Raw genomic sequence first — 21,800 nt, 5'->3', positions numbered from 1 at the left:
TCAGCGGCCGGTCTTCGGGGCGAAGTAGCGCCCGATCGCCCGGGCGAGCAGGTTGAGCGCCATCACGATGGCGATCAGGATGAGCGCGGCTCCCCAGGCGCGCTCCTGCCCGAACTCAGGCGGGACCCCCGGCTGCATGTACGAGTAGTAGATGAACACCGGCAGGGTCATCATCCGGCCGTCGAAGAGGTTCAGGTTCAGCGAGTCGGTCGAGCCGGCGATGATCAGCAGCGGGGCCGTCTCGCCAGCCACGCGGGCGATCGCCAGCATGACACCGGTGATGATCCCGGCCATCGCCGTCGGCAGCACCACCTTGACGATCGTGCGCCACTTCGGAACTCCGAGGGCGTACGACGCCTCACGGAGCTCGTGCGGGACGAGCTTGAGCATCTCCTCGACCGAGCGCACCACGACCGGGATCATCAGCACCGACAGGGCGACGGAGCCGCCGAAGCCCATCCGGACGCCGGGACCGAAGAACAGCACGAACAGCGCGTAGGCGAACAGGCCCGCGACGATCGACGGGATGCCGGTCATCACGTCGACCAGGAAGGTCACTGCCCGCGCGAACCGCCCGGTCCCGCCGTACTCCACGAGGTAGATGGCGCTCAGCACGCCGACCGGGATCGAGATCGCGGCGGCGCCCGCGGTCACGAGCAGGGTGCCCATGATCGCGTGGTAGATCCCGCCGCCCTCGCCGACGACGTTGCGCATCGAGAAGGTCAAGAACTCCGCGTCGATGACGGGTGCGCCCTCGGAGACGACCTTCCACACCAGGGAGCCCAGCGGGATGAGTGCGACGGCGAAGGCGACCCACACCAGGATGGTGGCGAGCCGGTCCTTGGCGGCTCGTGCCCGCTCGACCCTCCACGACCACACCGGGAGGGCCACGGCGTAGACGACGACGGCGGCGATGAGCCAGCCGATCAGCCCCCAGCCCAGGGACAGGGCAAGCAGGCCGCCAGCGGCTGCGGCGACGACGGCGGCCAGCCACGGCGCCCAGCGGGGCAGCATCGGGTGGGACAGCGGCAGGTGCGAACGGTCCGTGCTCGGGCTCGCGGTCGGGGTGGTGCTCACGTCGCTCATCCGTGCAACCTCTTCTCGCTGCGGGCCACGATCGCGCGGGCCGCGAAGTTCACCACGAAGGTGAGCACGAAGAGCACCAGGCCGCTGGCGATGAGGGCGTTGACGCCGAGCCCGGTCGCCTCAGGGAACCCGTTGGCGATGTTGGCCGCGATCGTGGACGGGTTCAGGCTGCTGATGACGCTGATCGTCACCACGCCGGTCGCGGAGAGCACCATCGCCACCGCCATCGTCTCACCGAGCGCACGGCCCAGACCGAGCATCGTCGCCGACACCATGCCGGACCGGGCGTAGGGCAGCACCGCGAGCCGGATCATCTCCCACCGCGTCGCGCCCAGCGCCAGCGCGGCCTCCTGCTGCAGCGTCGGGGTCTGGGCGAAGATCTCCCGGGTGATCGCGGTGATGATCGGGAGCGCCATGATCGCCAGCACGATGCCGGCGGTGAGGATGGTGCGGCCAGTGCCCGACGGCTGGCCGGCGAAGAACGGCAGGAAGCCGAGGTTCTCGGAGAGCCAGGCGTACACCGGCACCAGCTGGGGTCCGAGGAACGCGATGCCCCACAGGCCGTAGACGACGCTCGGCACCGCGGCGAGCAGGTCCACGACGTAGCCGATCGGCTGGGCCAGCCGGCGCGGGGCGTAGTGGGAGATCAACAGCGCCACGCCGATGGCGAACGGTGTCGCGATCACCAGCGCGATCACAGCCGCGAGGACGGTGCCGTAGAGCAGGGGCCAGACGAAGGCGGCGAGGCTCGACTCACCGCCCAGCTTGTCCGGGGGTGCTCCGATCGCCGGGATCCCCTCGGCGGTCAGGAACACCGCGACGCCGGCCAGAGCGAGCAGGATCAGGAGTGCGGCGAGTCGGGTGGACCCCGAGAAGATCAGATCCCCACGGCGCTGTGGTGGGCGCGATCGCTGTTTCCTTGCGGTGGCTGTTGCGGACACCAGGTTCCCTCTTCGTGGGTCTGCGTTGATGGATGCGCGGGCGCCGGACGTCCGCGCCCAGGACACGGACGAGGGTCCGCGTCACAGCCTAGGGCTGGGACGCGGACCCGGGTCCAGTGCGGACGGCGGTCAGCTCTTCGCCTTGATGCCGTCGATGATGCCCTGGGCCTCTTCCTGGAGCGTGTCCGAAAGAGGAGCGGAGCCGGCGGTCTCGGCAGCGGCCTGCTGGCCCTCGTCGCTGACGATGTAGGTGAGGTAGCCCTTCACGAGGTCGGCGGTGTTCTGGTCCTCGTAGGTCTGGCAGGCGATCAGGTACGACGTCAGCACGATCGGGTAGGCGCCGGCCTCCTCGGTGGTGCGGTCGAGGTCGACGGCCATGTCCACGTCGGAGCGACCCTCGGCCCGCGGCGAGACCTCGAGCACCTTGGCGGCCGCCTCGGCAGAGGGAGCGACGTACTCCTCGCCGACCTTGATCGACGCGACGCCGAGGTCGCCGGCCTGGCTGGCGTCGGCGTAGCCGATCGTGCCCGACCCGTTGGTGACCGCGGACACGACGCCGGAGGTCTGCGGAGCCGCCTCGCCGTGCTTGATCGGCCACTCGCCGACCTCGCCGTGGGTCCAGACCTCGGGCGCCGCCGCGTCGAGGTAGGCGGTGAAGTTGTCGGTGGTGCCCGAGTCGTCGGCCCGGTGCACGGCGGTGATGTTGCTGTTCGGGAGCTCGGCGTCGGGGTTATCCTCGGCGATCGCCGGGTCGTTCCACTTGGTGATGTCGCCGGTGAAGATCTTCGCGAGGGTCTCGCCGGAGAGCTGGAGGTTGTCGACGCCCTCGAGGTTGTAGATCACCGCGATCGGGGAGACGTAGTTCGGGATCTCGATCGGGTCCTCGTTCAGGCAGCGCTCCTTGGCCGCGCTGAGCTCGCCCTCGTCGTCGCTGAGGTAGGCGTCGGAGCCGGCGAAGGCGATGTTGCCGCCGGCGATGAACTGCTCGCGCCCGCCGCCGGAGCCGACCGGGTCGTAGTTCACGGTCACGTCGGGGTTCGCGGTCTGGAAGCCGGCGCGCCAGGCGGACTGGGCGGCCTCCTGCGAGCTGGCGCCCGCGCCGTTGAGGGTGCCGGAGAGGCCCTCGACGGTCGCCTCGCTGTCACCGTCGGCGGTCTCGTTGCCGGCGGCGCACGCCGACAGGCCGAGAGCAAGAGCGAGGGCCGCGACGCCGGGGCCGGCCACGCGGCGGAAGGTTGAGCGGTTCACTGCGTCATCTCCTGTGTTCGGGACATCGAGACTTCTGAGTTGTCGCTGTCGAACGTAGGGAGGCCAGGTGAAGCGATCAGTCGGCGAAGGTGAACAGCAGGTGAACGGTGACCGGCGAAGTGGCCACCGGGTCCCGGAGATATGACGACGGTCACGTGAACAGGGTCGTCCAGGGGTGTGCTTTGCCCCGTCGAGGGGTAGAAAGGTCGGTTCTCTTTACTTTCGCACTGCTGCCGGCGCTGGGGTCAGCGGAAGCTCACGTCGTGGTGCTCGGTGGCCACGACCTTGCCGCGACGGTGGTGCACGACGAAAACCGAGCCGGGCGCGAGCGGGTGCGGCTCGATGCCGAGTGCCTCGAAGACCCACGGCAGCACCGGCCGGTGCGTGCACAGCACGCTGGCCTCCTTGAGGCCGAGCAGCTTGTCGACCTGCCCTGCGACGAGCTCCGGAGTGGCGTCCTCCTCCGAGAGGTCGTCGGTGTCCTCCATCTCGAGACCGGCCACGTCGGCGTACGGCGCGACAGTGCGCCAGCACCTGCGGCTGCTCGAGGTCAGGACATGCGTGACGCCGTACGCGCCGAGCACCGGGACCACCTGCTCGGCCTGGAACTCCCCGGCCTTCGTCAGCGGGCGCTCGCGGTCGTCCTTGGGCCACGACTTGCGCGACTTCGCCCGGCCGTGGCGCAGGATCACCAGCGGGTAGGTCTTCTTGCGCACGCCCTCGAACTCCGCGAGCGTCGCGCGGTCGTAGTCGTAGTGCAGTCGCTCGCGGGCCTCGTCCAGCGGCAGCCAGACGACCTCGTCGATCTCGTCGTTGAGCTGGTACGACGACACGTCGTCGTCGCCCACCACCCGGCCCACCCAGTAGTGCACGCGCTTCATCCGGCGCTCGCCGTTCTCCACCTGGTAGCGCTGGCTGCGCAGCGGCGGGCCGAGCCGGATGTCCAGACCGGTCTCCTCGGCCACCTCGCGCACCGCGGCGGCGGTGACGTGCTCACCCGGGTCGAGCTTGCCCTTGGGGAACGACCAGTCGTCGTACTTCGGCCGGTGCACGAGGACGACGTCGCCGCCCTTGCGGGTGACGACCGCCCCGGCGGCGACCACGTCGGCGGGGCGGCGGGCAGATTGCGCCATGGCGCTAGTCTCACACCCACTGCCGGCTGGAGAGAACGGACCCCTCGTGCGCAGACGCCTCGTCGTGTTGCTCGCCGTCGTCGCCCTCGTGGTGGTGGCGGTGGCGGGCTGGTTCGGCTGGCAGGCGGTGAGTCGTACGACGTACGAACGGGCCGTCTCCATGCTGCCCGAGTCGACGTTGCGGGCCACCTGGACCGACTGGGAGTCAGTGCGCTCGCTGGCCGACGGCCCGTCGCGGCGCGCCTCGGCCGGCGACGTGGACCGGTTCCTGTCGCGGGCCTACGACCTGGACCTGACCTCGACCTCCGCGGTCGTGGACGCGACGTTCGTGCTGTCCCGGGAGTTCGGTTTCTCGCCGCTCGACGCGTCGTGGGAGCTCTTCGGCCAGTCCCGGGAGGGCGCCGTCGTGCTGCTCGGGCTGCCCGACTCGGTCGACCTCGACGAGGTGGAGCGGCGGCTCGAGGAGCTCGGCTACTCCGAGCCGGCCGACGGGCCGGGCTCCGGCGGTGTCTGGGCCGGCTCGGCCGACCTCGTCGCGACCATCGACGGGTCGCTGACGCCGGTGATGCAGAACGTCGTGGTGCTGCCCGAGGAGCGGGTCGTGCTGCTCTCGGACAACCAGGCCTACGCGTCCTCCTCGGCCGAGGTGGTCACCGGCGACTCGGACGGCCTCGACTCGGTGGACGGCGTCTCTGCGCTCGCGTCGGCGGCCGGTGAGCCGGCGAGCGCGGTGCTGTTCGCCTCCGACTTCGCCTGCGAGGCGCTGAACATGAGCCAGGCCGACGACTCCGACCGCGCGGTCGCCGAGGACCTGGTCGACGCGGCCGGGGGAGTGCACCCGCTTGCCGGTCTCGTGATGGCCGTGCAGCCGGACCGGTCGATGGTGGTCGGCATGCACTTCGAGAGCTCCACCCAGGCCTCCGACGACCTGCGTCCGCGGGCCCAGCTGGCCGGCGGGGAGGCCCCAGGGCAGGGTGGTTCGTTCGCTGAGCGGTTCCGTGTCGTCGAGGCGGCCGCCGACGGCAACGAGATCGTGATGGAGCTCGAGCCGGCGACCCGCGACACCCCGCTGCTCAGCGACCTGAGTCAGGGGCCGGTGCTCTTCGCAGCCTGCTGACCGCCGTACGCCGAGCCGCGCCCCGCACTTGCAACGTTCTGCACCAATTTCACCGTCGAAATGGTGCAGAACGTTGCAAGTGAGCGCCAGCCGCGGCGCCGGGGCCGGTACGGCGGGCAGGGGACCGTCATGGGGTCAGCGGGAGCGGCGCCGCTTGGTCTGGATCAGCATCTCCTGCAGGTCGCGCAGCGGCGTCCCGTCCTCGGCGAACGCATGCCGCTCCCACTCGCCGGAGGGCTGCAGCCACCAGGTCGCCGTACCGGGATCGAAGGCCAGGTCGAGGATCCGGCCGACCTCGTCGACCTGGGCCTGCCCGGGGAGCCGGACCAGCGCCTCGACCCGCCGGTCGAGATTGCGGTGCATCAGGTCCGCCGAGCCGATCCAGGCCTCGGGGGAGCCGGCGTTCTCGAACCAGAAGATCCGGCTGTGCTCGAGGAACCGGCCGAGCACCGAACGGACCCGGATGTTCTCCGACAGGCCGGGGACCCCGGGCCGCACCGCGCAGATCCCACGCGTCAGCAGGTCGACGGGCACGCCGGCCTGCGAGGCGAGGTAGAGCTCGTCGATGACGGCCTCGTCGACGATCGAGTTCGCCTTGATCCGGATCCGCGACGGCCGGCCCTCGGCGTGGTTGGTGACCTCCGCGCGGATCCGCTCGATCAGCCCGTCGCGCACCGACTCCGGCGCCACGAGCAGGTGCTGGTAGCCGGTGTGACGGGAGAACCCCGACAGGTTGTTGAACAGGTGCGCGACGTCCTCGCCGATCTCGGCGTTCGCGGTGAGCAGCCCGAAGTCTTCGTACTGCCGCGCGGTCTTCGGGTTGTAGTTGCCGGTGCCGATGTGGGTGTAGCGGCGGATCCCCTCGGGCTCGTCGCGGACCACGAGCGCCAGCTTGCAATGCGTCTTCAGACCGACCAGACCGTAGACGACGTGGCAGCCGGCCTGCTCGAGCTTGCGCGCCCAGCGGATGTTGGCCTGCTCGTCGAAGCGGGCCTTGATCTCCACGAGGACCAGCACCTGCTTGCCGGCCTCGGCGGCGTCGATCAGGGCGTCGATGATCGGGGAGTCGCCGGAGGTGCGGTACAGCGTCTGCTTGATCGCGAGCACGCTGGGATCGTCGGCCGCCTGCTCGATGAACCGCTGCACCGAGGTGGAGAACGAGTCGTAGGGGTGGTGCACGAGCACGTCACGGCGCTGCAGCGCACCGAAGACGTCGACCGGGGAGGCGGACTCGACCTCGGCGAGGTCGGTGTGCGTGGAGGGCACGAACGCCGGGTACTTCAGCTCCGCCCGGTTGATGTCGGCGATCACGCCGAGCCCGCGCAGGTCCAGCGGGCCGGGGAGCCGGAACACCTCCGCCCGGGAGACTCCCAGCTCGGAGACCAGCAGCTCGAGGATGTGGTCGTCCATGGACTCCTCGACCTCGAGCCGCACCGGCGGCCCGAAGCGGCGGCGGAGCAGCTCCTTCTCCAACGCAGCAAGGAGATTCTCCGCGTCGTCCTCCTCGACCTCGAGGTCCTCGTTGCGGGTCACCCGGAAGGTGTGTACGGCGATCACCTCCATGCCCGGGAACAGCGACTTGAGGTGCTCGGCGATCACGTCCTCGAGCGGCACGAACCGCTGCTCGCCCACCGCGACGAACCGCGAGAAGATCGGCGGGACCTTCACCCGGGCGAAGTGCTCCTTGCCGGTCTGGGGGTTGCGGACGAGCACGGCGAGGTTGAGCGACAGCCCGGAGATGTAGGGGAACGGGTGCGCCGGGTCCACCGCGAGCGGGGTGAGCACCGGGAACAGCCGCTCCTTGAACTGCTTCTTCATCTGCTTCTGCTCGTCGCGGGTGAGGTCGGGCCAGCGGAGCAGCTCGATCCCCTCCTTCTCGAGCGCGGGGATGATCTCCTCGCGGAACAGGGTCGCCTGGCGCTCCATCAGCGCGCCCGTCGTGCTCCAGATCTGCTCAAGCACGTCACGCGGCATCAACCCGGACGCGGCGCGGACCGCCACCCCGGCGGCGATCCGGCGCTTGAGGCCGGCCACGCGCACCATGAAGAACTCGTCGAGGTTGGAGGAGAAGATCTGCAGGTACCGCACCCGCTCGAGCAGCGGGATGGTGTCGTCCTCGGCGAGCTCGAGGACGCGGGTGTTGAAGTGCAGCCACGAGAGCTCGCGGTCGAGGAACCGGTCCTCGACGAGTGTCGGGAGGGAGATCTCGGGTGCGGTGTCCATGCCACCCATCGTCGCACCGCGAGGTGAACGGGAGTAGCCATCGACCAGATCGGATGAGGCAGGAGTAAGTTGCCCGCATGCCGACCGGATTCGCCGAGAAGATCGAGCCCGCTGTGTTCCGCGCCCTGATGGGCCTGCCCCGTCCCGTGCTGCGCGCGCTGGCAGGACGGCCGGTCGTCGTCGACGGGCAGGTGCTCGACGTGGAGACCCAGTGGATGCTGCGGCTGCAGAGGCTCATGCGCGAGCCGGCCGCCGAGACCCTGCCGATGGACCAGGCACGCAAGGCGATCCTGCGCCAGGCCACCCTGGCCGGCGGCAAGCAGCCGATCGGCCTGGTGCGCGACCTGAAGGTCCCGGGTGCGGAGGGCGAGATCCCCGCGCGGCTCTACGTCCCGCGCGGCCAGGTTGCGAGCCCGCGGAACTCGCCGCTGCTGTTCTTCGTGCACGGCGGCGGGATGATGTACGGCGACCTCGACAGCCACGACGCCCTGTGCCGGTTCCTCGCCGAGCGGGCCGACGTACGCGTGCTCTCGATCGACTACCGGCTCGCGCCCGAGCACCGGTTCCCCGCCGCGGTCGAGGACTGCTGGGCGTCGTTCCAGTGGGTCAGCGAGTACGCCGAGCAGCTCGGCGCCGACCCGGAGCGGATCGCCGTGGGCGGTGACTCGGCCGGCGGCTACCTCAGCGCCGTGACCGCGATCCGGGCCGCCGAGGCGGGGCTCCCGCTGCGCTTCCAGCTGCTGATCTACCCGGTCACGAACATGGCCGAGCGCAGCGACAGCCGCCGGATCTTCGGCGAGGGGTTCTTCCTGACCACGGCGTTCATGGACCTCGCCGAGACGTCGTACCTCCACGAGCACCACGACCGGCGCGACCCGAACGTCTCGGTGTACTTCCACGAGAAGTTCCCGCCCGACCTCGCGCCGGCCTTCGTCGCCACCGCAGGCTTCGACCCGCTGCGCGACGAGGGCGAGGCCTACGCGCGGCTGCTGGCCGAGCACGGCTGCCAGGTGGAGCTGAAGCGCTACCCGGGGTTCATCCACGGCTTCGCGAACATCGTCGGCGTGGGCCGTGCGAACCGAGCCGCCGTCGCGGAGATGGCGGTCAGGCTCCGCCGCGCGCTGGCCTAGTCGCGTGCGTACATCACGTCGGTGTCCTCGGGGGCGTGCGTGAAGCCCAGCTTGGAGTACACCGCGACCGCGGGCGCGTTGTCGGCCTCGACGTAGAGGATCACCTCGACCAGCCCCCGGTCACCCAGGTGGTGCAGGCCGGTGAGCGTCAGCAGCCGACCGAGCCCGCGGCCCTGCGCGTCGGGGGAGATGCCGACGACGTACACCTCGCCGACCCGGTCGTCGTGCACCTTGGTCCAGTGGAAGCCCAGCATCCGGCCGGTCTCTGCGTCCTCGGCGACGAAGAACCCCGCCGGGTCGAACCACGGCTCGGCCATCCGCTGCTCGAGGTCGGCGCGGGTCATCGAGCCCTGCTCCGGGTGCTGCGCGAACGCCGCCGCGTTGAGCGCGAGGAACGCCTCCTCGTCGCGCCCCGGCTCGAAGGGGCGTACGACCGTCCCGCCCGCGCCGTTCAGCTCGGGCAACGGCCGTCCGTCGGTCAGCGGGCGGCGCATCACCCACAGGTCCCGGACCCTGCGGAAGCCGAGCGCCTCGGCGAGCCGGGAACCGGCGGGGTGGTTGCCGTGCGACCACGCGGTGACCGCCCGCCCCTCGACGGTGGCCAGCGCCGCCTCGGCGAGCGCCCGTCCGATGCCCGCGCGGCGTGCACCGGGGGCGACGACCAGGTTCGCCTCGACCGACGCGGACTCGTCGATGCCGCTGAGCAGCGCGAAGCCGACGGTCTCCCCGGCCTCTGCGCGGGCCACCCAGAGCGACTTGCCGGCCAGGCCGTCGTGGCGCAGGGAGAGCTCGGTGCCCTCGTTCAAGGGGCTGCGCCCGTCGGTCTCGGCGGCGTGCGCGGACACCGCTCTCAGCGCGGAGGCAACCGAATCGGTGCCCGCCGCGTCTGACTGCTGGAACTGGTCGGGGTCCACCCGCGAGATCGACGTCACCTGCTCACCTTAGGCAAGTCGCGCATGGAACCTGTCGGGCTGGGAACGGTGGTGTGGACCCGCTTATGTCGAGGTTTGGGAGTTTTGTCGATGAACGAGGCGATTGCGCTGGCATTTGCCGCGGCGGTGCCGTTCCTGTGCCTGGGACTGCTGCTGTGGCTCGCCCGGCTCGAGGACACCCTGGCCGACGGGATCGAGACCCCGCGGGCGACGCGAGAGCCGGCGCCGGTCGCCGTCGCGGCCACGCAGGCCGACCCGGTCGCCGCCTGAGGACGGCCCGGTCCGGGCAGCACCCGCGAGCTCAGTGGGCGGGCGCCTCGTCGTGGGCGCCCCGGTCGACCGGGGGCACGACGAACCGGTAGCCCACGTTGCGCACGGTGCCGATCAGCGTCTCGTGCTCGGGGCCGAGCTTGGCCCGCAGCCGGCGCACGTGCACGTCGACGGTCCGCGTGCCACCGAAGTAGTCGTAGCCCCAGACCTCCTGCAGCAGCTGCTGACGCGTGAAGACCCGCCCCGGGTGCTGGGCGAGGAACTTCAGCAGCTCGAACTCCTTGAACGTCAGGTCCAGCGGCCGGCCACCGAGCTTGGCGGTGTACGTCGCGTCGTCGACGGTGACCTCGCCGGAGCGGATCACGTGCGCGTCGGGCGCGACCTCGGCCTGCGCGGCGAGCCGGCCGACCGCCAGCCGCAGCCGCGCCTCGAGCTCGGCCGGGCCCGCGGTCGCGAGCACGACGTCGTCCATGCCCCAGTCCACGGCCACCACCGACAGGCCGCCCTCGGTGACCACGAGCAGCACCGGCTGGTCGGAGCCCGTGGTGCGGATCAGCCGGCACAGGTCCCGGGCGTGGGCGAGGTCCTGGCGACCGTCGACGAGGACCACGTCGGAGTCGGGCGCCTCGAGCAGCGCGCTTCCCATCGCCGGCAGGATCTTCACCTGGTGGGGGAGCAGGGCGAGCGCGGGCAGGACCTCCGCGGACGGCTGGAGCGAGCTCGTCAGCAGGAGCAGGGTGCTCATCACACCTCCCCGGGGTGAGCGGACGCCGGCTCGCCGTTGAGCTTGCGCGGGGCAGTCGGGCACCCGCTGAGGTGCCCGTGGCACCACGGTGTGGGCCTTGCCCGATGGTGCAGGATATCGGACATGGTCACCGCCGGTTCTGTCGAAGCCCCCGAGGCAGGGTCCGTGCTCGTCCGTTACTGGGCCGGCGCGAAGGCCGCTGCCGGGGTGTCGGAGGAGTCCTTCGCCGCCCCGTCCACCCTCGCCGAGCTGCTCGACGAGGTCGTGCTCGCGCACGCCGACCGGCCGAGGCTCAAGGACGTGGTCTCGGTGTGCTCCGTGCTCGTCGGGGACCGCCCGGTCGGTACGTCGGACCCGGCGAGCGTCGTACTCCGGCCCGGCGACACCGTCGAGCTGCTCCCGCCGTTCGCCGGCGGCTGAGCACCCCGGCCGAGACCCGTCTAGGTCCGAGCCCATCCCCGTCCCCCGACCGGCCGCCGGCAAACCCTCCGGCGGCCCCTCGTTATCCGAACGTGACCGGATTCGGGGGACAAAGTAAAGACTTCACGCCCCACCGTTTCCGCGCGTAACCCCAGGGCATCGGCGCCGTTGTTGACCGTGTCCGACCTCCAGCCAAGCGGGTCGGGACAGGTTTCGGCACCCAGATCGGGGCCGGGGGGAACGGAAGGTAGTCGGGATGCAGATCAAGCAGAGCCTGCTGCGGGTAGCCGCAGCCACGGCGGTCACGGTCGCGATGACGGTGGGCTTCGTGGGTCCGGTGGAGGCCACCGGCGACGACAGGTCGGGTCACTCCTCCTCGAGGTCGGACGGCCACCGCGACGGCGGCCACGACAGCGGTGCCTACGACAAGGGCCACGACGGCAGCAAGTCCGACGGTGGCTACGAGCACGGCCACAAGGGCAAGGGCCACAAGGACGGCCACAAGGGCGACAAGGGTGGCTACGACCACTCGGAGGGCAACGCCTCGACCCAGGGCGACTACGACAAGCCGCAGCCGGAGAGCAGGGCCGACCAGAACGACGGCGGCGCCAACGCCGGCGACTGCGAGGACGGCCCCAAGCACAGCTACTGCTCCACCCGGGACGGCTCTGCTTCCCAGAACGGCAAGGGCGACGGCGAGGCCAAGGGCAAGCCGTGCGCCGGTTGCGTCGGCAAGGCCGACAACAAGAACCCCAAGGGCCAGTACCCGAACGGCAGCGACCACAACGCCGGCTACGAGTGCGACCGCAACCAGGGTGTCGGCAAGGGCAACCCCGCCCACACCGGCTGCACCGGCACGTCGGAGGACGTGAAGTACGAGCCGAAGCCTGAGCCCAAGCCCGAGCCGAAGCCCGAGCCGAAGCCCGAGCCGAAGCCGGTCGTGGTGACCCCGGAGAGCCCCGAGAAGCCGCTGCCGGTCGTGTGCCCTGAGGGTGCTGAGATGGTCGACGGCACGTGCGTGGTTCCGGTGCCGGTCGAGGACGAGAAGACCTGCCCCGCGGGCACGACCATGAACGAGGAGGGCGACGCCTGCCTGCTCCCGGTCGAGCCGCTGGACACCACGCCCGAGGTCCTCGGTGTCGAGCAGGAGGCCGAGGCTCCGGCGTTCGTCGAGGCTGAGCGTCCGGCGGCGAACCGTGCGCCCGCAGCCGTCGCCCCGGTCGCCGGGATCCTTCCCGCCACCGGTGCCGGCGCCTACGGCACGGCCGTGCTCGCCGCTCTCGGCCTGCTGGCCGCCGGCGGTGTGCTGCTCGCGCGCAGGCGCCCCCAGACCGAGGACTGATTCCTCGGGTCGGCTCAGCCGGCCAAGCAGCCCCCGTCGGAACCTCCCCGGTCCGGCGGGGGCTGCGCCGTGTCACGGGCCGCGACCCGGACGGCCCCCCGGACATCAGCGCCAGAGATGTGACAATCGGCGGGTGAGTGATGGAGCGTGGATCCTGGTGGCGGCCCTGGTGCTCGCGACCGCTTTCGGTGCCTGGCGCGCGGCCCGGGACGGCCGGTTCCGGGGGACCCACGCCGTCCGCGGCGCCGACCAAGAGCAGGAGGAGAGCGCCGTGGCACGACCGGCGAGCGTCCTCGACGGCGCCGACCTCGAGCACGAGCTCGGGGAGCGGGCGACGTTGCTGCAGTTCTCCTCCGCCTTCTGCGCGCCGTGCCGGGTCACCCGCCGGGTCCTGGCCGAGGTGGCCCAGGTGGTCCCCGGCGTCGTGCACATCGAGGTCGACGCCGAGCACCATCTGGAGCTGGTCCGCCGGCTCGGGGTCGCCCGGACGCCGACCACGTTGATCCTCGACGCGCACGGCCAGGAGGCCTCACGGGCGAGTGGCGCACCCAAGCGCGACGAGGTGATGGCGACCCTGGCGAAGGTGGTCGGGTGAGCGAGCCGGTCCGGTCGGTGCTGTTCGTCTGCACGGCGAACATCTGTCGCTCGGCCTACGCAGCCGTGGTCGCCGCCGCGCACCACTCCCATCCCGTGCAGGCCACCAGTGCGGGGACGCACGGCCGGGTCGACGATCCGATCGACCACTTCATGGCCGCGGAGCTCGAGCGCCGCGGCTACGACGGGTCGGCGCACCGGAGCCGGCCGCTGACCCGTCGGCTGGTGGACGAGGCGGACCTGATCCTCACCGCCACCGCGGAGCACCGGACCTTCGTGCTGCAGGAGTGGCCGATCGCGGTGCGCCGTACGTTCAGCATCGGCCAGCTCGCCTCCGCTCTCGAGGTCGTGCCAGCCGACGTTGCGGGCAAGGACCTGCTCGTCGCTGCCCGCAAGGCTCGCGCCACCGCGCATCCCGACCACGACGTCGCCGACCCGTACGGCCGGGGCGCCGAGGCCGCGGCTGTCGCTGCGCGCGACCTCGACTCGCTGCTGGAGCGCATCCTCCCGCGCTTAGCGTCCGGATGATGGACGTGCGTCTTGCAATCTGAGACCGGACTCCTGGTTTCGGAACTGGTGGTCTAGGGTTCTCGCATGCTCTCGACCATGCTGACCAAGCGCCGCGCAGTGGACCACTGCCTCGTGCGCTCGGCGCTGTGTCGAATGTCCTGACGGGCACGTCCGTCATCGAGGTCCCTCTGGTGGACCAGGTCGGCTGAGCTCTCCCGAGCCCCGAACCTCCGACGTGCCCGTGCCTTCGCAGGCCGCCCCCATCCCCGCATGCCCTTGCGCCGTCGACCGCGCGTGCACTCTCGGTGCCGACGTCGGTCAGCGGCCGTGCACGGCATGCTCCGACGCAGGAGACACCATGTCCAGCTCCACCCGGATCGACCCGCGCGGACCTCGGTTCGCCGCCACCCTGACGACGGCGCTCCTCGCCGCCGTGCTCCTCACCGCGCCGTCCACCATCGCGACCGCCCTGCTCGCGGTGCAGGCCGTGCTCTTCGCGGCCGGTGCGCTCGGGGGCATCCAGCGCACGCCGTACGCCTGGCTCTTCAAGCGCCTGGTGCGGCCGCGGCTGGCGCCGCCGACCGAGCTCGAGGACGCCCGGCCGCCGCGCTTCGCGCAGACCGTCGGCCTCGGTTTCGCGGTCGTCGGGCTGGCCGGCTTCCTGACCGGCGCCGACCTGCTCGGCCTGGTCGCGACGGGCTTCGCGCTCGCGGCGGCGTTCCTCAACGCGGCCTTCGGGTTCTGCCTCGGCTGCGAGGTCTACCTGCTGCTGCGCCGGCTCACCCCGGCGTCGCGCACCGCAGCCACCGACACGCTCGCCGGCTGATCCGAACGACGCTCCGCTCCACCCATCCACCACGAACATCGATCCCCGAAGGGAAACCATCATGAGCCGCAACGACGTACTCGTCACCGCCGACTGGGTCGAGGAGCACCTCGACGACCCGAAGGTGGTGCTGATCGAGGTCGACGAGGACACCTCGGCCTACGACAAGGGCCACATCCGCAACGCCATCAAGCTCGACTGGAGCGTGGACCTGCAGGACCAGGTCCGCCGCGACGCCGTCGACAAGGACCAGTTCGGTGCGCTGCTCTCCGAGCGTGGCGTCGCAGGCGACGACACCGTGGTGCTGTACGGCGGCAACAACAACTGGTTCGCCGCCTACGCCTACTGGTACTTCAAGCTCTACGGGCACCAGGACGTCCGGCTGCTCGACGGCGGGCGCAAGAAGTGGGAGCTCGACAGCCGCGAGCTGGTCAGCGAGGTGCCGCAGCGCGAGCGCACCAGCTACGTCGCCGCCGAGCAGGACCGCTCGATCCGCGCGTTCCGTGACGAGGTGGTCGAGGCGATCGGCACCAAGAACCTGATCGACGTACGCAGCCCCGACGAGTACGCCGGTCGGCTGCTCGCCCCGGCGCACCTCCCGCAGGAGCAGGCCCAGCGAGCCGGGCACATCCCGACCGCCGCGAACGTGCCGTGGAGCAAGGCGGCGAACGACGACGGCACGTTCAAGAGCGACGAGGACCTGCGCAAGCTCTACACCGACGCCGGCATCGACTGGGACAAGGAGACCATCGCCTACTGCCGGATCGGCGAGCGCTCCTCGCACACCTGGTTCGTGCTCCACGAGCTGCTCGGTGACGAGTCGACGAAGAACTACGACGGCTCCTGGACCGAGTACGGCTCGCTGATCGGCGTGCCGATCGTCGTGGGCGACGAGGCCGGCGACGCGCCGCGGACCGCCTGATGTGCGGCGCAACCGTGGGCGGGCTGTCCCTCGACGGCATCGACCTGGCCAAGGAGTCGGTGATCCAGGGCGTGGTCACCCGCGAGGGCGGTGAGGGCGCCGAGCCGGTGGGCAACGCCTACGTCCGGCTCCTGGACCGGACCGGCGAGTTCACTGCGGAGGTGCCGACCTCGGCCACCGGACACTTCCGGTTCTTCGCCTCGCCCGGCACCTGGACGCTTCGTGCGCTGGCTCCGGCATCTGAGCCGGTGGACCGCGCCGTCGTCGCTCAGCGTGGCGTGGTCGCCGAGGTGCAGATAGTGCTCTGAAAAAAGTCGAGACCGGAAGGTTTGGAATCCGGCGACAGCGGGCACCCAGGGCCAGACCGTCCGGGCCACTGTCACAGGGTTCTTCGGCCGGACGAGGCCCTCGCGTCGCTCACGCAGCCGACGCGAGGGCCTTCTGATTCGGCGGGATGGAGCCCGTCCGGCCACTGTTCACCGCGTCATCCTTCCCGGTGTCACGAGGGTGAAACCACCGACACGGGATTCGTTGGGTGTGGTGCGGGTCTCACTCAGTCGCCGACGCGACGACGGTGCTGCACGGGCTCGGGGGCGTAGCCGTAGCCGTACCCATAGCCGTACCCGTAGCCGCCACCTCGGCCGCGGCGTACCGGGACCATGTTGAAGACCAGGCCGAGCGCCTTCGCGTCGACGGCGGCCAGCCGCTCCATGGAGTGCCGCAGCTGGTCGCGGGTGGTCTTGCTGTGCCGGACGACCACCAGAGCGCCGTCGGCCTGGGCGGCCAGCAGTGCCGCGTCGGTGACCGGCAGCAACGGAGGCGCGTCGATCACGATCACGTCGTACTCCTTGCGGGCCACCTCGACCAGCTCGTTCATCACCCGCGACTGCAGCAGCTCGGCCGGGTTCGGCGGGATCGTGCCGCTGGTCAGCACGGTCAGGTTCTCCACGTGGGATTCCTGGACCGCGTCGTACAGCTCGATCGAGCCGATCAGCACCGTGGTCAGACCCACGGTCGGCTCGAGGTCGAACACCCGAGCCACCTGGGGCCGGCGCAGGTCCCCGTCGATCATCAGCACGCGCTCGCCGGCCTGGGCGAGCGTGATCGCCAGGTTGCAGGCGGTCGTGGTCTTGCCCTCGCCGGGGAGCGAGGAGCTGACGACGAAGACCTTGCTGTCCTTGTCGACGTCGACGAACTGCATGTTGGTCCGCAGCACGCGGAACGCCTCGACCCGCGGTGCGTGGCTGTCCAGCGAGGTGACCAGCGGGTGCTTCGTAGCCCGGGTGTCGAAGGCGATGTCGGCCGTCAGCGGTGCGCCGGCGATCTCCTCGATGTCCTCGGCGGTCTTCACGCTGGTGTCCAGCAGCTCGCGAAGCACCGCCAGGCCCAGCCCGAGCAGCAGTCCGAGGACCGTGGCGAGGGCCAGGTTCCGCAGCGGCTGGGGGGAGACCGGCGACTCGGGCAGTGGCGCGGCGTCGACGATGCTGAGCTTGATGGGTGCGTTGGCGCGCCCCGGTGGGGTCTCCAGCTCGTCGACGAAGCCGGTCAGCTCCGTGGCGAAGGTCTGGGCGAGCAGCTGCGCGGTCTCGGGGCTGGGGTCGGTGACGGTGATGTCCATGTTCACCGTCTCCGGTACGACGGTCGCCTCGACCTTCTCGGCCAGCTCGGCCGGCGTCATGTCGAGGTCGAGCGACTCGATCACCCGTCGGGAGAGCTCCTGGCCGGTGGCGAGGTCGGCGTACGAGGTGATCCGCTGGGCAGAGAACAGGCTGCCCTGGTAGGCCTCGCCGCTGCTCTCCGGGGTGGTGGAGACGAACAGGCCCGCGGTGGAGGCGTACTGCGGTGTCATGTTGAACGTCACCGCGGCGGCCACGCCGACCGCGACGACCACACTGCCCAGGATGAGCAGCCACCGCCGCCGCACGATCCGCAGGTAGTCGCGCAGTTCCACCGTTCCCTCGATTCTGTGGGTCGAGGCACCCTGTCGCCCCGATGATGCGGGCTCCACCCTAACCGGACAAACCGGCTCCGCCCTCATGCTCGCCGCCCGTCCGCGGCCCGTTCGGCCCTCGGACGGTCTGGCCGGGTCTGCGCCGGATCCGTATCGTGGCCGGGTCATGAAGCGCTCCCGTGAGGACGAGTACGCCGAGGCGTTTCGGCTCGGCTACGAGCGAGCCCGTCGTGGGCACGAGCCGACCGTCGCCGTCGACCGCGACGAGCTGACCCCGCTCGACGACCTGCTCGAGCCAGGTCGGGACGCGCCGGTGAAGCGGCCCGTGCGCCGTCCGCCGACCCGGCTGATCGGGCTGGTCGCGCTGGCGGTGGTCCTGGTTGCGAGCGCCTTCCTCGTCGGACGGCTGCTCGCCGGGTCCGATGGCCCGGCCGGTGACGCCACCGTCGCTGCGGTGGAGGGTCGGGCCGACACGGCCGGCGCCGCTGGGCCGGAGCCGTACGGCGGTGCGGTCGCCGCGGTGCAGGTGGAGGGCTCCGAGGCGACCTGCCGGAGCGGGGCCAGCGTCGACGCGGCGGGCAACCCGGTGACCTACGAGCCGGCCCGGGCGCACGACGCGGACCTGAGCACCGCCTGGCGCTGTGACGGCTCGGGTGTCGGTCAGCGGCTGATCCTCCTGCTGCCGGAGGGGGCCGGGGTCGCCGAGGTCGGGCTCGTGCCCGGTTACGCGAAGACCGACCCCGTCAGTGGCGTGGACCGGTATGCCGAGAACAACCGGATCACGCGCGTGCGCTGGCACTTCGCCGACGGGTCCAGCGTCGTCCAGCGGATCGACGGCGACCCTGCGGACCGCAGCATGCGCACGATGCGGGTCCCGGTCGCCGAGGGTGGGCGCGTGGTGCTGGAGATCCTCGAGGCGGCGCCGGGACGCCGCGACACCATCGCGATCAGCGAGGTGCGAGTGGCCGGCCCGTCGGCCTGATCGCTCAATCGCGACCGGTCGGTGGCCGCGGTGTCTCCAGGATCATCGTGACCGGCCCGTCGTTGACCAGCGCGACCTGCATGTCCGCGCCGAACCTGCCCCGGGCCACGGTCGCCCCGAGCCGTTCCAGCTCGGCGCACACCGCCTCGTAGACCGGCTCGGACACGTCGCCGGGGGCTGCGGCGTTCCAGGTCGGCCGCCGGCCCTTGCGGGCGTCGCCGTAGAGCGTGAACTGGCTGACCACGAGCACCGGCGCACCGAGGTCGGCCGCGGACCTCTCCTCGCGCATGATCCGCAGCTCCCAGATCTTCCGTGCCATCCAGGTGACCTCGTCGTCTCCGTCGTCGTGGGTGACGCCGAGCAGCACGACCAGGCCGGGTCCTTCAAGGCTGCCGACAACCTTCCCGTCAACAGAGACACTGGCGCCAAGAACTCGTTGAACTACGGCCCGCATCGGGAGATCTTCCTGTCATGTCGGTCGACTGGTCCCGCGAAGTCTGACACGATGACCGCCATGAGCACCGCCTCCGCCCTCGCCTCCGACAAGCTGCTGGTGACCGTCGCCCCGACCGGCGCCGAGACCGCCAAGGAGGACGTCCCCCAGCTGCCCACCACGCTGGAGGAGCTGGTCGAGACCGCGCAGCGCTGCGAGGCGGCGGGTGCGGCGATGATCCACGTGCACATCCGCGACGACGAGCACCGGCCCACGCTGGACCTCGGCCGGCTGACCGCGACGGTCGACGCGCTGCACGAGGAGACCGGGCTCGTCGTACAGCTGTCCACCGGCGGCTCGGTGCACGACCCGCTCGAGCACCGGCTCCGGGTGCTCGACGCCCAGCCGGACTCGTGCTCGCTGACCATGGGCACCACCAACTTCGGCGACGACGTGTTCTCCAACCCGTGGCCGTTCATCACCGAGCTCTACCAGCTCTCCCAGGAGGGGGAGGTCGTGCCCGAGTTCGAGCTGTTCGACCTCGGCCACGTGCACGCGCTGCACCGGCTGCTCGACAAGTACGGCCTGCCCTACGGCGGGCGCGTGCACTGCGACCTGGTGATGGGTGTGCCCGGCGGCATGCCGGGTACGGCGGACGCGCTGGTCGCCGCGGTCAACGCGCTGCCCGACGCGGTGACGTCGTGGTCGGCGACCGGCATCGGACGCAGCACGCTGACCGTCGGGCTCGCCGCGCTGAGCAAGGGCGGCCACCTGCGGGTCGGGATGGAGGACGTGCTGACCCTGGCCAAGGGGGTGCCGGTCGAGCACAACGCGCAGCTCGTCGAGCGCGCGGTGGCGATGGGCCGGCTCGCGCAGCGCGAGCCGATGTCACCTGACGAAGCCCGTGACCTGCTCCAGATCAAGCGCCGCTAGACTCGCCGCCATGGAAGCTGTGTTCATCGCGCTCATGGCGGCGGTCGTGCTGCTCAGTGGGTTCGTCTCGATCCTGGTCGTGTACAAGCTCATGAAGGCCAAGAACTCCTAAGCATGCCTTTCGAGCTGCCCGACAACCTGCACCCCGACTGCGCCCCGATCGCGTGGCTGCTCGGCACGTGGCGCGGCAACGGTCACGGGGACTACCCGACGATCGAGCCGTTCCAGTTCGGCCAGGAGGTGATCTTCACCCACGACGGCCGGCCGTTCTTCCACTACATGAGCCGGGCGTGGATCGTCGACGCCGAGGCCAACAAGGTCCGTGACGCCGCGATCGAGACCGGCTTCTTCCGGCCCAAGGCCGACGGCACGCTCGAGGTCGTGATGACGCACAACACTGGCTTCATCGAGATCTGGTACGGCCACGCCGAGGGCGCCAAGGTCGAGATCGCCACCGATGCCGTCGGCCGGACCGAGACGGCCAAGGAGGTCACCGCCGGGCACCGGCTGTACGGCCTCGTCGAGGGCGACCTGCTGTGGACCTACGACATGGCCGCGGTCGGCCAGAAACTGCAGCCGCACCTCTGGGGCCGGCTCGTCCGCCAGTAGCCGCTCGCCCGACGCCGGCCGGCCTCGGGCTTCGTGTGTAACACGTTTCACTTCTCTGCAGGCGTAACCCCGGACACGCCGTAGGCGTTGGACCTGGCGTCACCGACCCAGGGAGCCACCGCATGCGCCGCACCACCGCCGCACTCGTCGCACTGACCGCCGGACTGTCCACGCTGGCCGCCACGACGGCGACGACCGGGACCTCGTCGGCGGCGCCCACCGGCCCGCGGTCGGAGGTCGCTGCCCGCGAGGTGATGTTCGTCGGCAACAACTGGGACGGCACCGCGACGGTGGTCGACGCCAACACCTACCGGCCGATCAAGACCATCAACACGATCCCCGACCAGGCCGAGCGGATGCTGGAGATCGTCACCAACCCCGACAAGCTGGTGTTCTACATCGCGATCCGGGCCGGCGTCGGCGAGGGCAACGACCAGTTCACCGACGACATGTTCTCCACCCCCGACGGCCGCCTGGTCGCGGTCAGCCGGCCGAGCTTCGCCGACGTGGTGGGCATCGACCTGGCCACCGGGAAGATCGAGTGGCGGTTCCCGATGGAGGGCTACCGCGCCGACCACATGGGCGTCTCGCCCGACGGCACCCGGCTCCTGGTCAGCGACTCTACCGCCAACAAGGTGCACGAGCTCGACATCCGCACCGGCAAGAAGCTGCGCGAGTTCGGCTCCGGGGACACCCCGCACGAGAACAACTACACCCGCGACGGCAAGCGGATCTTCCACGCCAGCATCGGCCGGGTCTACACCCCCGTCGACCGGCCCGAGCTCGGCGTCGCCTACGACACCGCCAAGGGGGAGCGGGTCTTCCAGATCGTGCGCAACAAGGACATGAAGATCCTGCAGCGCTGGGACATGGGCAAGGAGCTCGCCGAGGCGGGCTATGACGGGATGGAGTCCGCCGTACGCCCGATGGCGGTCGCGCCCGACGAGCGGTTCGTCTACCTGCAGGTGTCGTTCTTCCACGGCTTCGTCGAGTTCGACACCCGGGCCAAGGACCCGAAGCGGACGTACGACGGCGAGCCGCTCGTCGGCAAGGTACGCCGGGTCGTCCCGCTGCCCGACCGCACCGACGGCCTCCCGCGTGAGCAGTACCTGCTCGACTCCGCGCACCACGGCCTGGCCATGAACGAGCGTGGCACCAAGCTCTGCGCGGCGGGCACGATGTCGGACTACGCCGCGATCGTGAACCGCAAGACGCTGCGCCGCAAGATCCTCGACGTCGGCGCGAAGCCGTACTGGGCCACCAACGGCCCCACCGGCGAGGAGTGCTGGGTCTCGGTCAGCGGCGACGACAAGGTGGTCGTGATCGACTACCGCAAGGCGCGGATGCTCAAGCAGATCCCGGTCGGCGACCACCCGCAGCGGGTCCGCGAGGGCCACGTCGCCACCTCGGTGCTGCGCGCCTGGCGCACCGCCTGATCTGGCACAGACTCAGG

The 21,800-nt window shown here is 70.8% G+C and carries 23 protein-coding genes; 14 read left to right on the top strand and 9 right to left on the bottom strand.

Going from position 1 to position 21,800, the window contains the following annotated elements:
* From pstA to ACYVIH_RS07780, 4 genes are all read right to left on the bottom strand, one after another.
* Positions 1-1,086 (bottom strand): phosphate ABC transporter permease PstA, encoded by a 1,086-nt coding sequence (gene pstA, locus ACYVIH_RS07795; protein ID WP_460867876.1) that lies wholly within the window; start codon positions 1,084-1,086, stop codon positions 1-3.
* Positions 1,083-2,027 (bottom strand): phosphate ABC transporter permease subunit PstC, encoded by a 945-nt coding sequence (pstC, locus tag ACYVIH_RS07790; RefSeq protein WP_460867874.1) that lies wholly within the window; start codon positions 2,025-2,027, stop codon positions 1,083-1,085. Before pstC ends, pstA begins: the two co-directional genes overlap by 4 nt.
* 129 nt (positions 2,028-2,156) lie before the next feature.
* The gene (pstS, locus tag ACYVIH_RS07785; RefSeq protein ID WP_460867872.1) at positions 2,157-3,275 is read right to left on the bottom strand and encodes a phosphate ABC transporter substrate-binding protein PstS; all 1,119 of its coding nucleotides are present in this window, start codon (positions 3,273-3,275) and stop codon (positions 2,157-2,159) included.
* 245 nt (positions 3,276-3,520) lie between these two features.
* A complete protein-coding gene (locus ACYVIH_RS07780; RefSeq protein WP_460867870.1) occupies positions 3,521-4,408 on the bottom strand; it encodes an NUDIX hydrolase in 888 nt (295 codons plus the stop codon).
* Between the two features lie 46 nt (positions 4,409-4,454).
* Between ACYVIH_RS07780 and ACYVIH_RS07775 the strand changes: the two genes are divergently transcribed.
* The gene (locus ACYVIH_RS07775; protein WP_460867868.1) at positions 4,455-5,525 is read left to right on the top strand and encodes a hypothetical protein; all 1,071 of its coding nucleotides are present in this window, start codon (positions 4,455-4,457) and stop codon (positions 5,523-5,525) included.
* Between the two features lie 135 nt (positions 5,526-5,660).
* Here the strand turns inward: ACYVIH_RS07775 and ACYVIH_RS07770 are convergent, their stop codons facing one another.
* Entirely contained in the window at positions 5,661-7,757 is a 2,097-nt protein-coding gene (locus ACYVIH_RS07770) for an RNA degradosome polyphosphate kinase (RefSeq protein ID WP_460867866.1), read from the bottom strand.
* A gap of 68 nt (positions 7,758-7,825) precedes the next feature.
* Here ACYVIH_RS07770 and ACYVIH_RS07765 point away from each other — a divergent pair, with 68 nt between their 5' ends.
* Positions 7,826-8,878 carry an alpha/beta hydrolase gene (locus ACYVIH_RS07765; RefSeq protein ID WP_460867864.1) on the top strand — a complete coding sequence of 351 codons (1,053 nt, stop codon included), beginning with the start codon at positions 7,826-7,828 and terminating at the stop codon, positions 8,876-8,878.
* On the opposite strand, the gene mshD is transcribed toward ACYVIH_RS07765, so the two are convergent.
* The gene (mshD, locus tag ACYVIH_RS07760) at positions 8,875-9,810 is read right to left on the bottom strand and encodes a mycothiol synthase (RefSeq protein WP_460867863.1); all 936 of its coding nucleotides are present in this window, start codon (positions 9,808-9,810) and stop codon (positions 8,875-8,877) included. The two genes, ACYVIH_RS07765 and mshD, sit on opposite strands and share 4 nt — an antisense overlap.
* A 90-nt stretch (positions 9,811-9,900) precedes the next feature.
* Between mshD and ACYVIH_RS07755 the strand changes: the two genes are divergently transcribed.
* Positions 9,901-10,080 (top strand): hypothetical protein, encoded by a 180-nt coding sequence (locus tag ACYVIH_RS07755; protein WP_460867860.1) that lies wholly within the window; start codon positions 9,901-9,903, stop codon positions 10,078-10,080.
* A 31-nt stretch (positions 10,081-10,111) separates the two neighbouring features.
* Here the strand turns inward: ACYVIH_RS07755 and ACYVIH_RS07750 are convergent, their stop codons facing one another.
* The gene (locus ACYVIH_RS07750) at positions 10,112-10,825 is read right to left on the bottom strand and encodes a winged helix-turn-helix transcriptional regulator (protein WP_460867858.1); all 714 of its coding nucleotides are present in this window, start codon (positions 10,823-10,825) and stop codon (positions 10,112-10,114) included.
* Positions 10,826-10,948: 123 nt separating this feature from the next.
* Between ACYVIH_RS07750 and ACYVIH_RS07745 the strand changes: the two genes are divergently transcribed.
* From ACYVIH_RS07745 to ACYVIH_RS07715, 7 genes are all read left to right on the top strand, one after another.
* Entirely contained in the window at positions 10,949-11,245 is a 297-nt protein-coding gene (locus tag ACYVIH_RS07745; RefSeq protein WP_460867855.1) for a MoaD/ThiS family protein, read from the top strand.
* Positions 11,246-11,501: 256 nt separating this feature from the next.
* Complete coding sequence (locus ACYVIH_RS07740; RefSeq protein ID WP_460867852.1) at positions 11,502-12,587, top strand: LPXTG cell wall anchor domain-containing protein; 1,086 nt, start codon at positions 11,502-11,504, stop codon at positions 12,585-12,587.
* 133 nt (positions 12,588-12,720) lie between these two features.
* On the top strand, positions 12,721-13,182 hold the full coding sequence (locus tag ACYVIH_RS07735) for a TlpA family protein disulfide reductase (protein ID WP_460867850.1): 462 nt from the start codon (positions 12,721-12,723) through the stop codon (positions 13,180-13,182).
* Entirely contained in the window at positions 13,179-13,709 is a 531-nt protein-coding gene (locus ACYVIH_RS07730) for an arsenate reductase/protein-tyrosine-phosphatase family protein (protein WP_460867849.1), read from the top strand. Before ACYVIH_RS07735 ends, ACYVIH_RS07730 begins: the two co-directional genes overlap by 4 nt.
* Before the next feature lie 340 nt (positions 13,710-14,049).
* Positions 14,050-14,517: a DUF4395 domain-containing protein gene (locus ACYVIH_RS07725; RefSeq protein ID WP_460867847.1), complete on the top strand. Its 468-nt coding sequence runs from the start codon at positions 14,050-14,052 to the stop codon at positions 14,515-14,517.
* Positions 14,518-14,578: 61 nt separating this feature from the next.
* On the top strand, positions 14,579-15,439 hold the full coding sequence (locus ACYVIH_RS07720; protein WP_460867845.1) for a sulfurtransferase: 861 nt from the start codon (positions 14,579-14,581) through the stop codon (positions 15,437-15,439).
* Positions 15,439-15,747 carry a DUF1416 domain-containing protein gene (locus ACYVIH_RS07715; protein ID WP_460867842.1) on the top strand — a complete coding sequence of 103 codons (309 nt, stop codon included), beginning with the start codon at positions 15,439-15,441 and terminating at the stop codon, positions 15,745-15,747. Before ACYVIH_RS07720 ends, ACYVIH_RS07715 begins: the two co-directional genes overlap by 1 nt.
* A gap of 245 nt (positions 15,748-15,992) precedes the next feature.
* Here the strand turns inward: ACYVIH_RS07715 and ACYVIH_RS07710 are convergent, their stop codons facing one another.
* The gene (locus ACYVIH_RS07710; RefSeq protein ID WP_460867840.1) at positions 15,993-17,390 is read right to left on the bottom strand and encodes a tyrosine-protein kinase domain-containing protein; all 1,398 of its coding nucleotides are present in this window, start codon (positions 17,388-17,390) and stop codon (positions 15,993-15,995) included.
* A gap of 166 nt (positions 17,391-17,556) precedes the next feature.
* Here ACYVIH_RS07710 and ACYVIH_RS07705 point away from each other — a divergent pair, with 166 nt between their 5' ends.
* Positions 17,557-18,372 (top strand): NADase-type glycan-binding domain-containing protein, encoded by an 816-nt coding sequence (locus tag ACYVIH_RS07705; protein WP_460867838.1) that lies wholly within the window; start codon positions 17,557-17,559, stop codon positions 18,370-18,372.
* 4 nt (positions 18,373-18,376) lie between these two features.
* On the opposite strand, the gene dtd is transcribed toward ACYVIH_RS07705, so the two are convergent.
* A complete protein-coding gene (gene dtd / locus ACYVIH_RS07700) occupies positions 18,377-18,826 on the bottom strand; it encodes a D-aminoacyl-tRNA deacylase (RefSeq protein WP_460867836.1) in 450 nt (149 codons plus the stop codon).
* A 60-nt stretch (positions 18,827-18,886) separates the two neighbouring features.
* Here dtd and ACYVIH_RS07695 point away from each other — a divergent pair, with 60 nt between their 5' ends.
* From ACYVIH_RS07695 to ACYVIH_RS07685, 3 genes are all read left to right on the top strand, one after another.
* Positions 18,887-19,738 (top strand): beta-keto acid cleavage family enzyme, encoded by an 852-nt coding sequence (locus ACYVIH_RS07695; RefSeq protein WP_460867834.1) that lies wholly within the window; start codon positions 18,887-18,889, stop codon positions 19,736-19,738.
* A 114-nt stretch (positions 19,739-19,852) separates the two neighbouring features.
* A complete protein-coding gene (locus tag ACYVIH_RS07690; protein WP_460867832.1) occupies positions 19,853-20,347 on the top strand; it encodes a heme-binding beta-barrel domain-containing protein in 495 nt (164 codons plus the stop codon).
* Between the two features lie 122 nt (positions 20,348-20,469).
* Positions 20,470-21,783 (top strand): YncE family protein, encoded by a 1,314-nt coding sequence (locus ACYVIH_RS07685; protein ID WP_460867830.1) that lies wholly within the window; start codon positions 20,470-20,472, stop codon positions 21,781-21,783.
* Positions 21,784-21,800 lie beyond the last annotated feature (17 nt).

It is taken from the genome of Nocardioides pakistanensis, from assembly GCF_054781215.1.
This window is presented reverse-complemented; position numbering and strand designations above follow the sequence as displayed.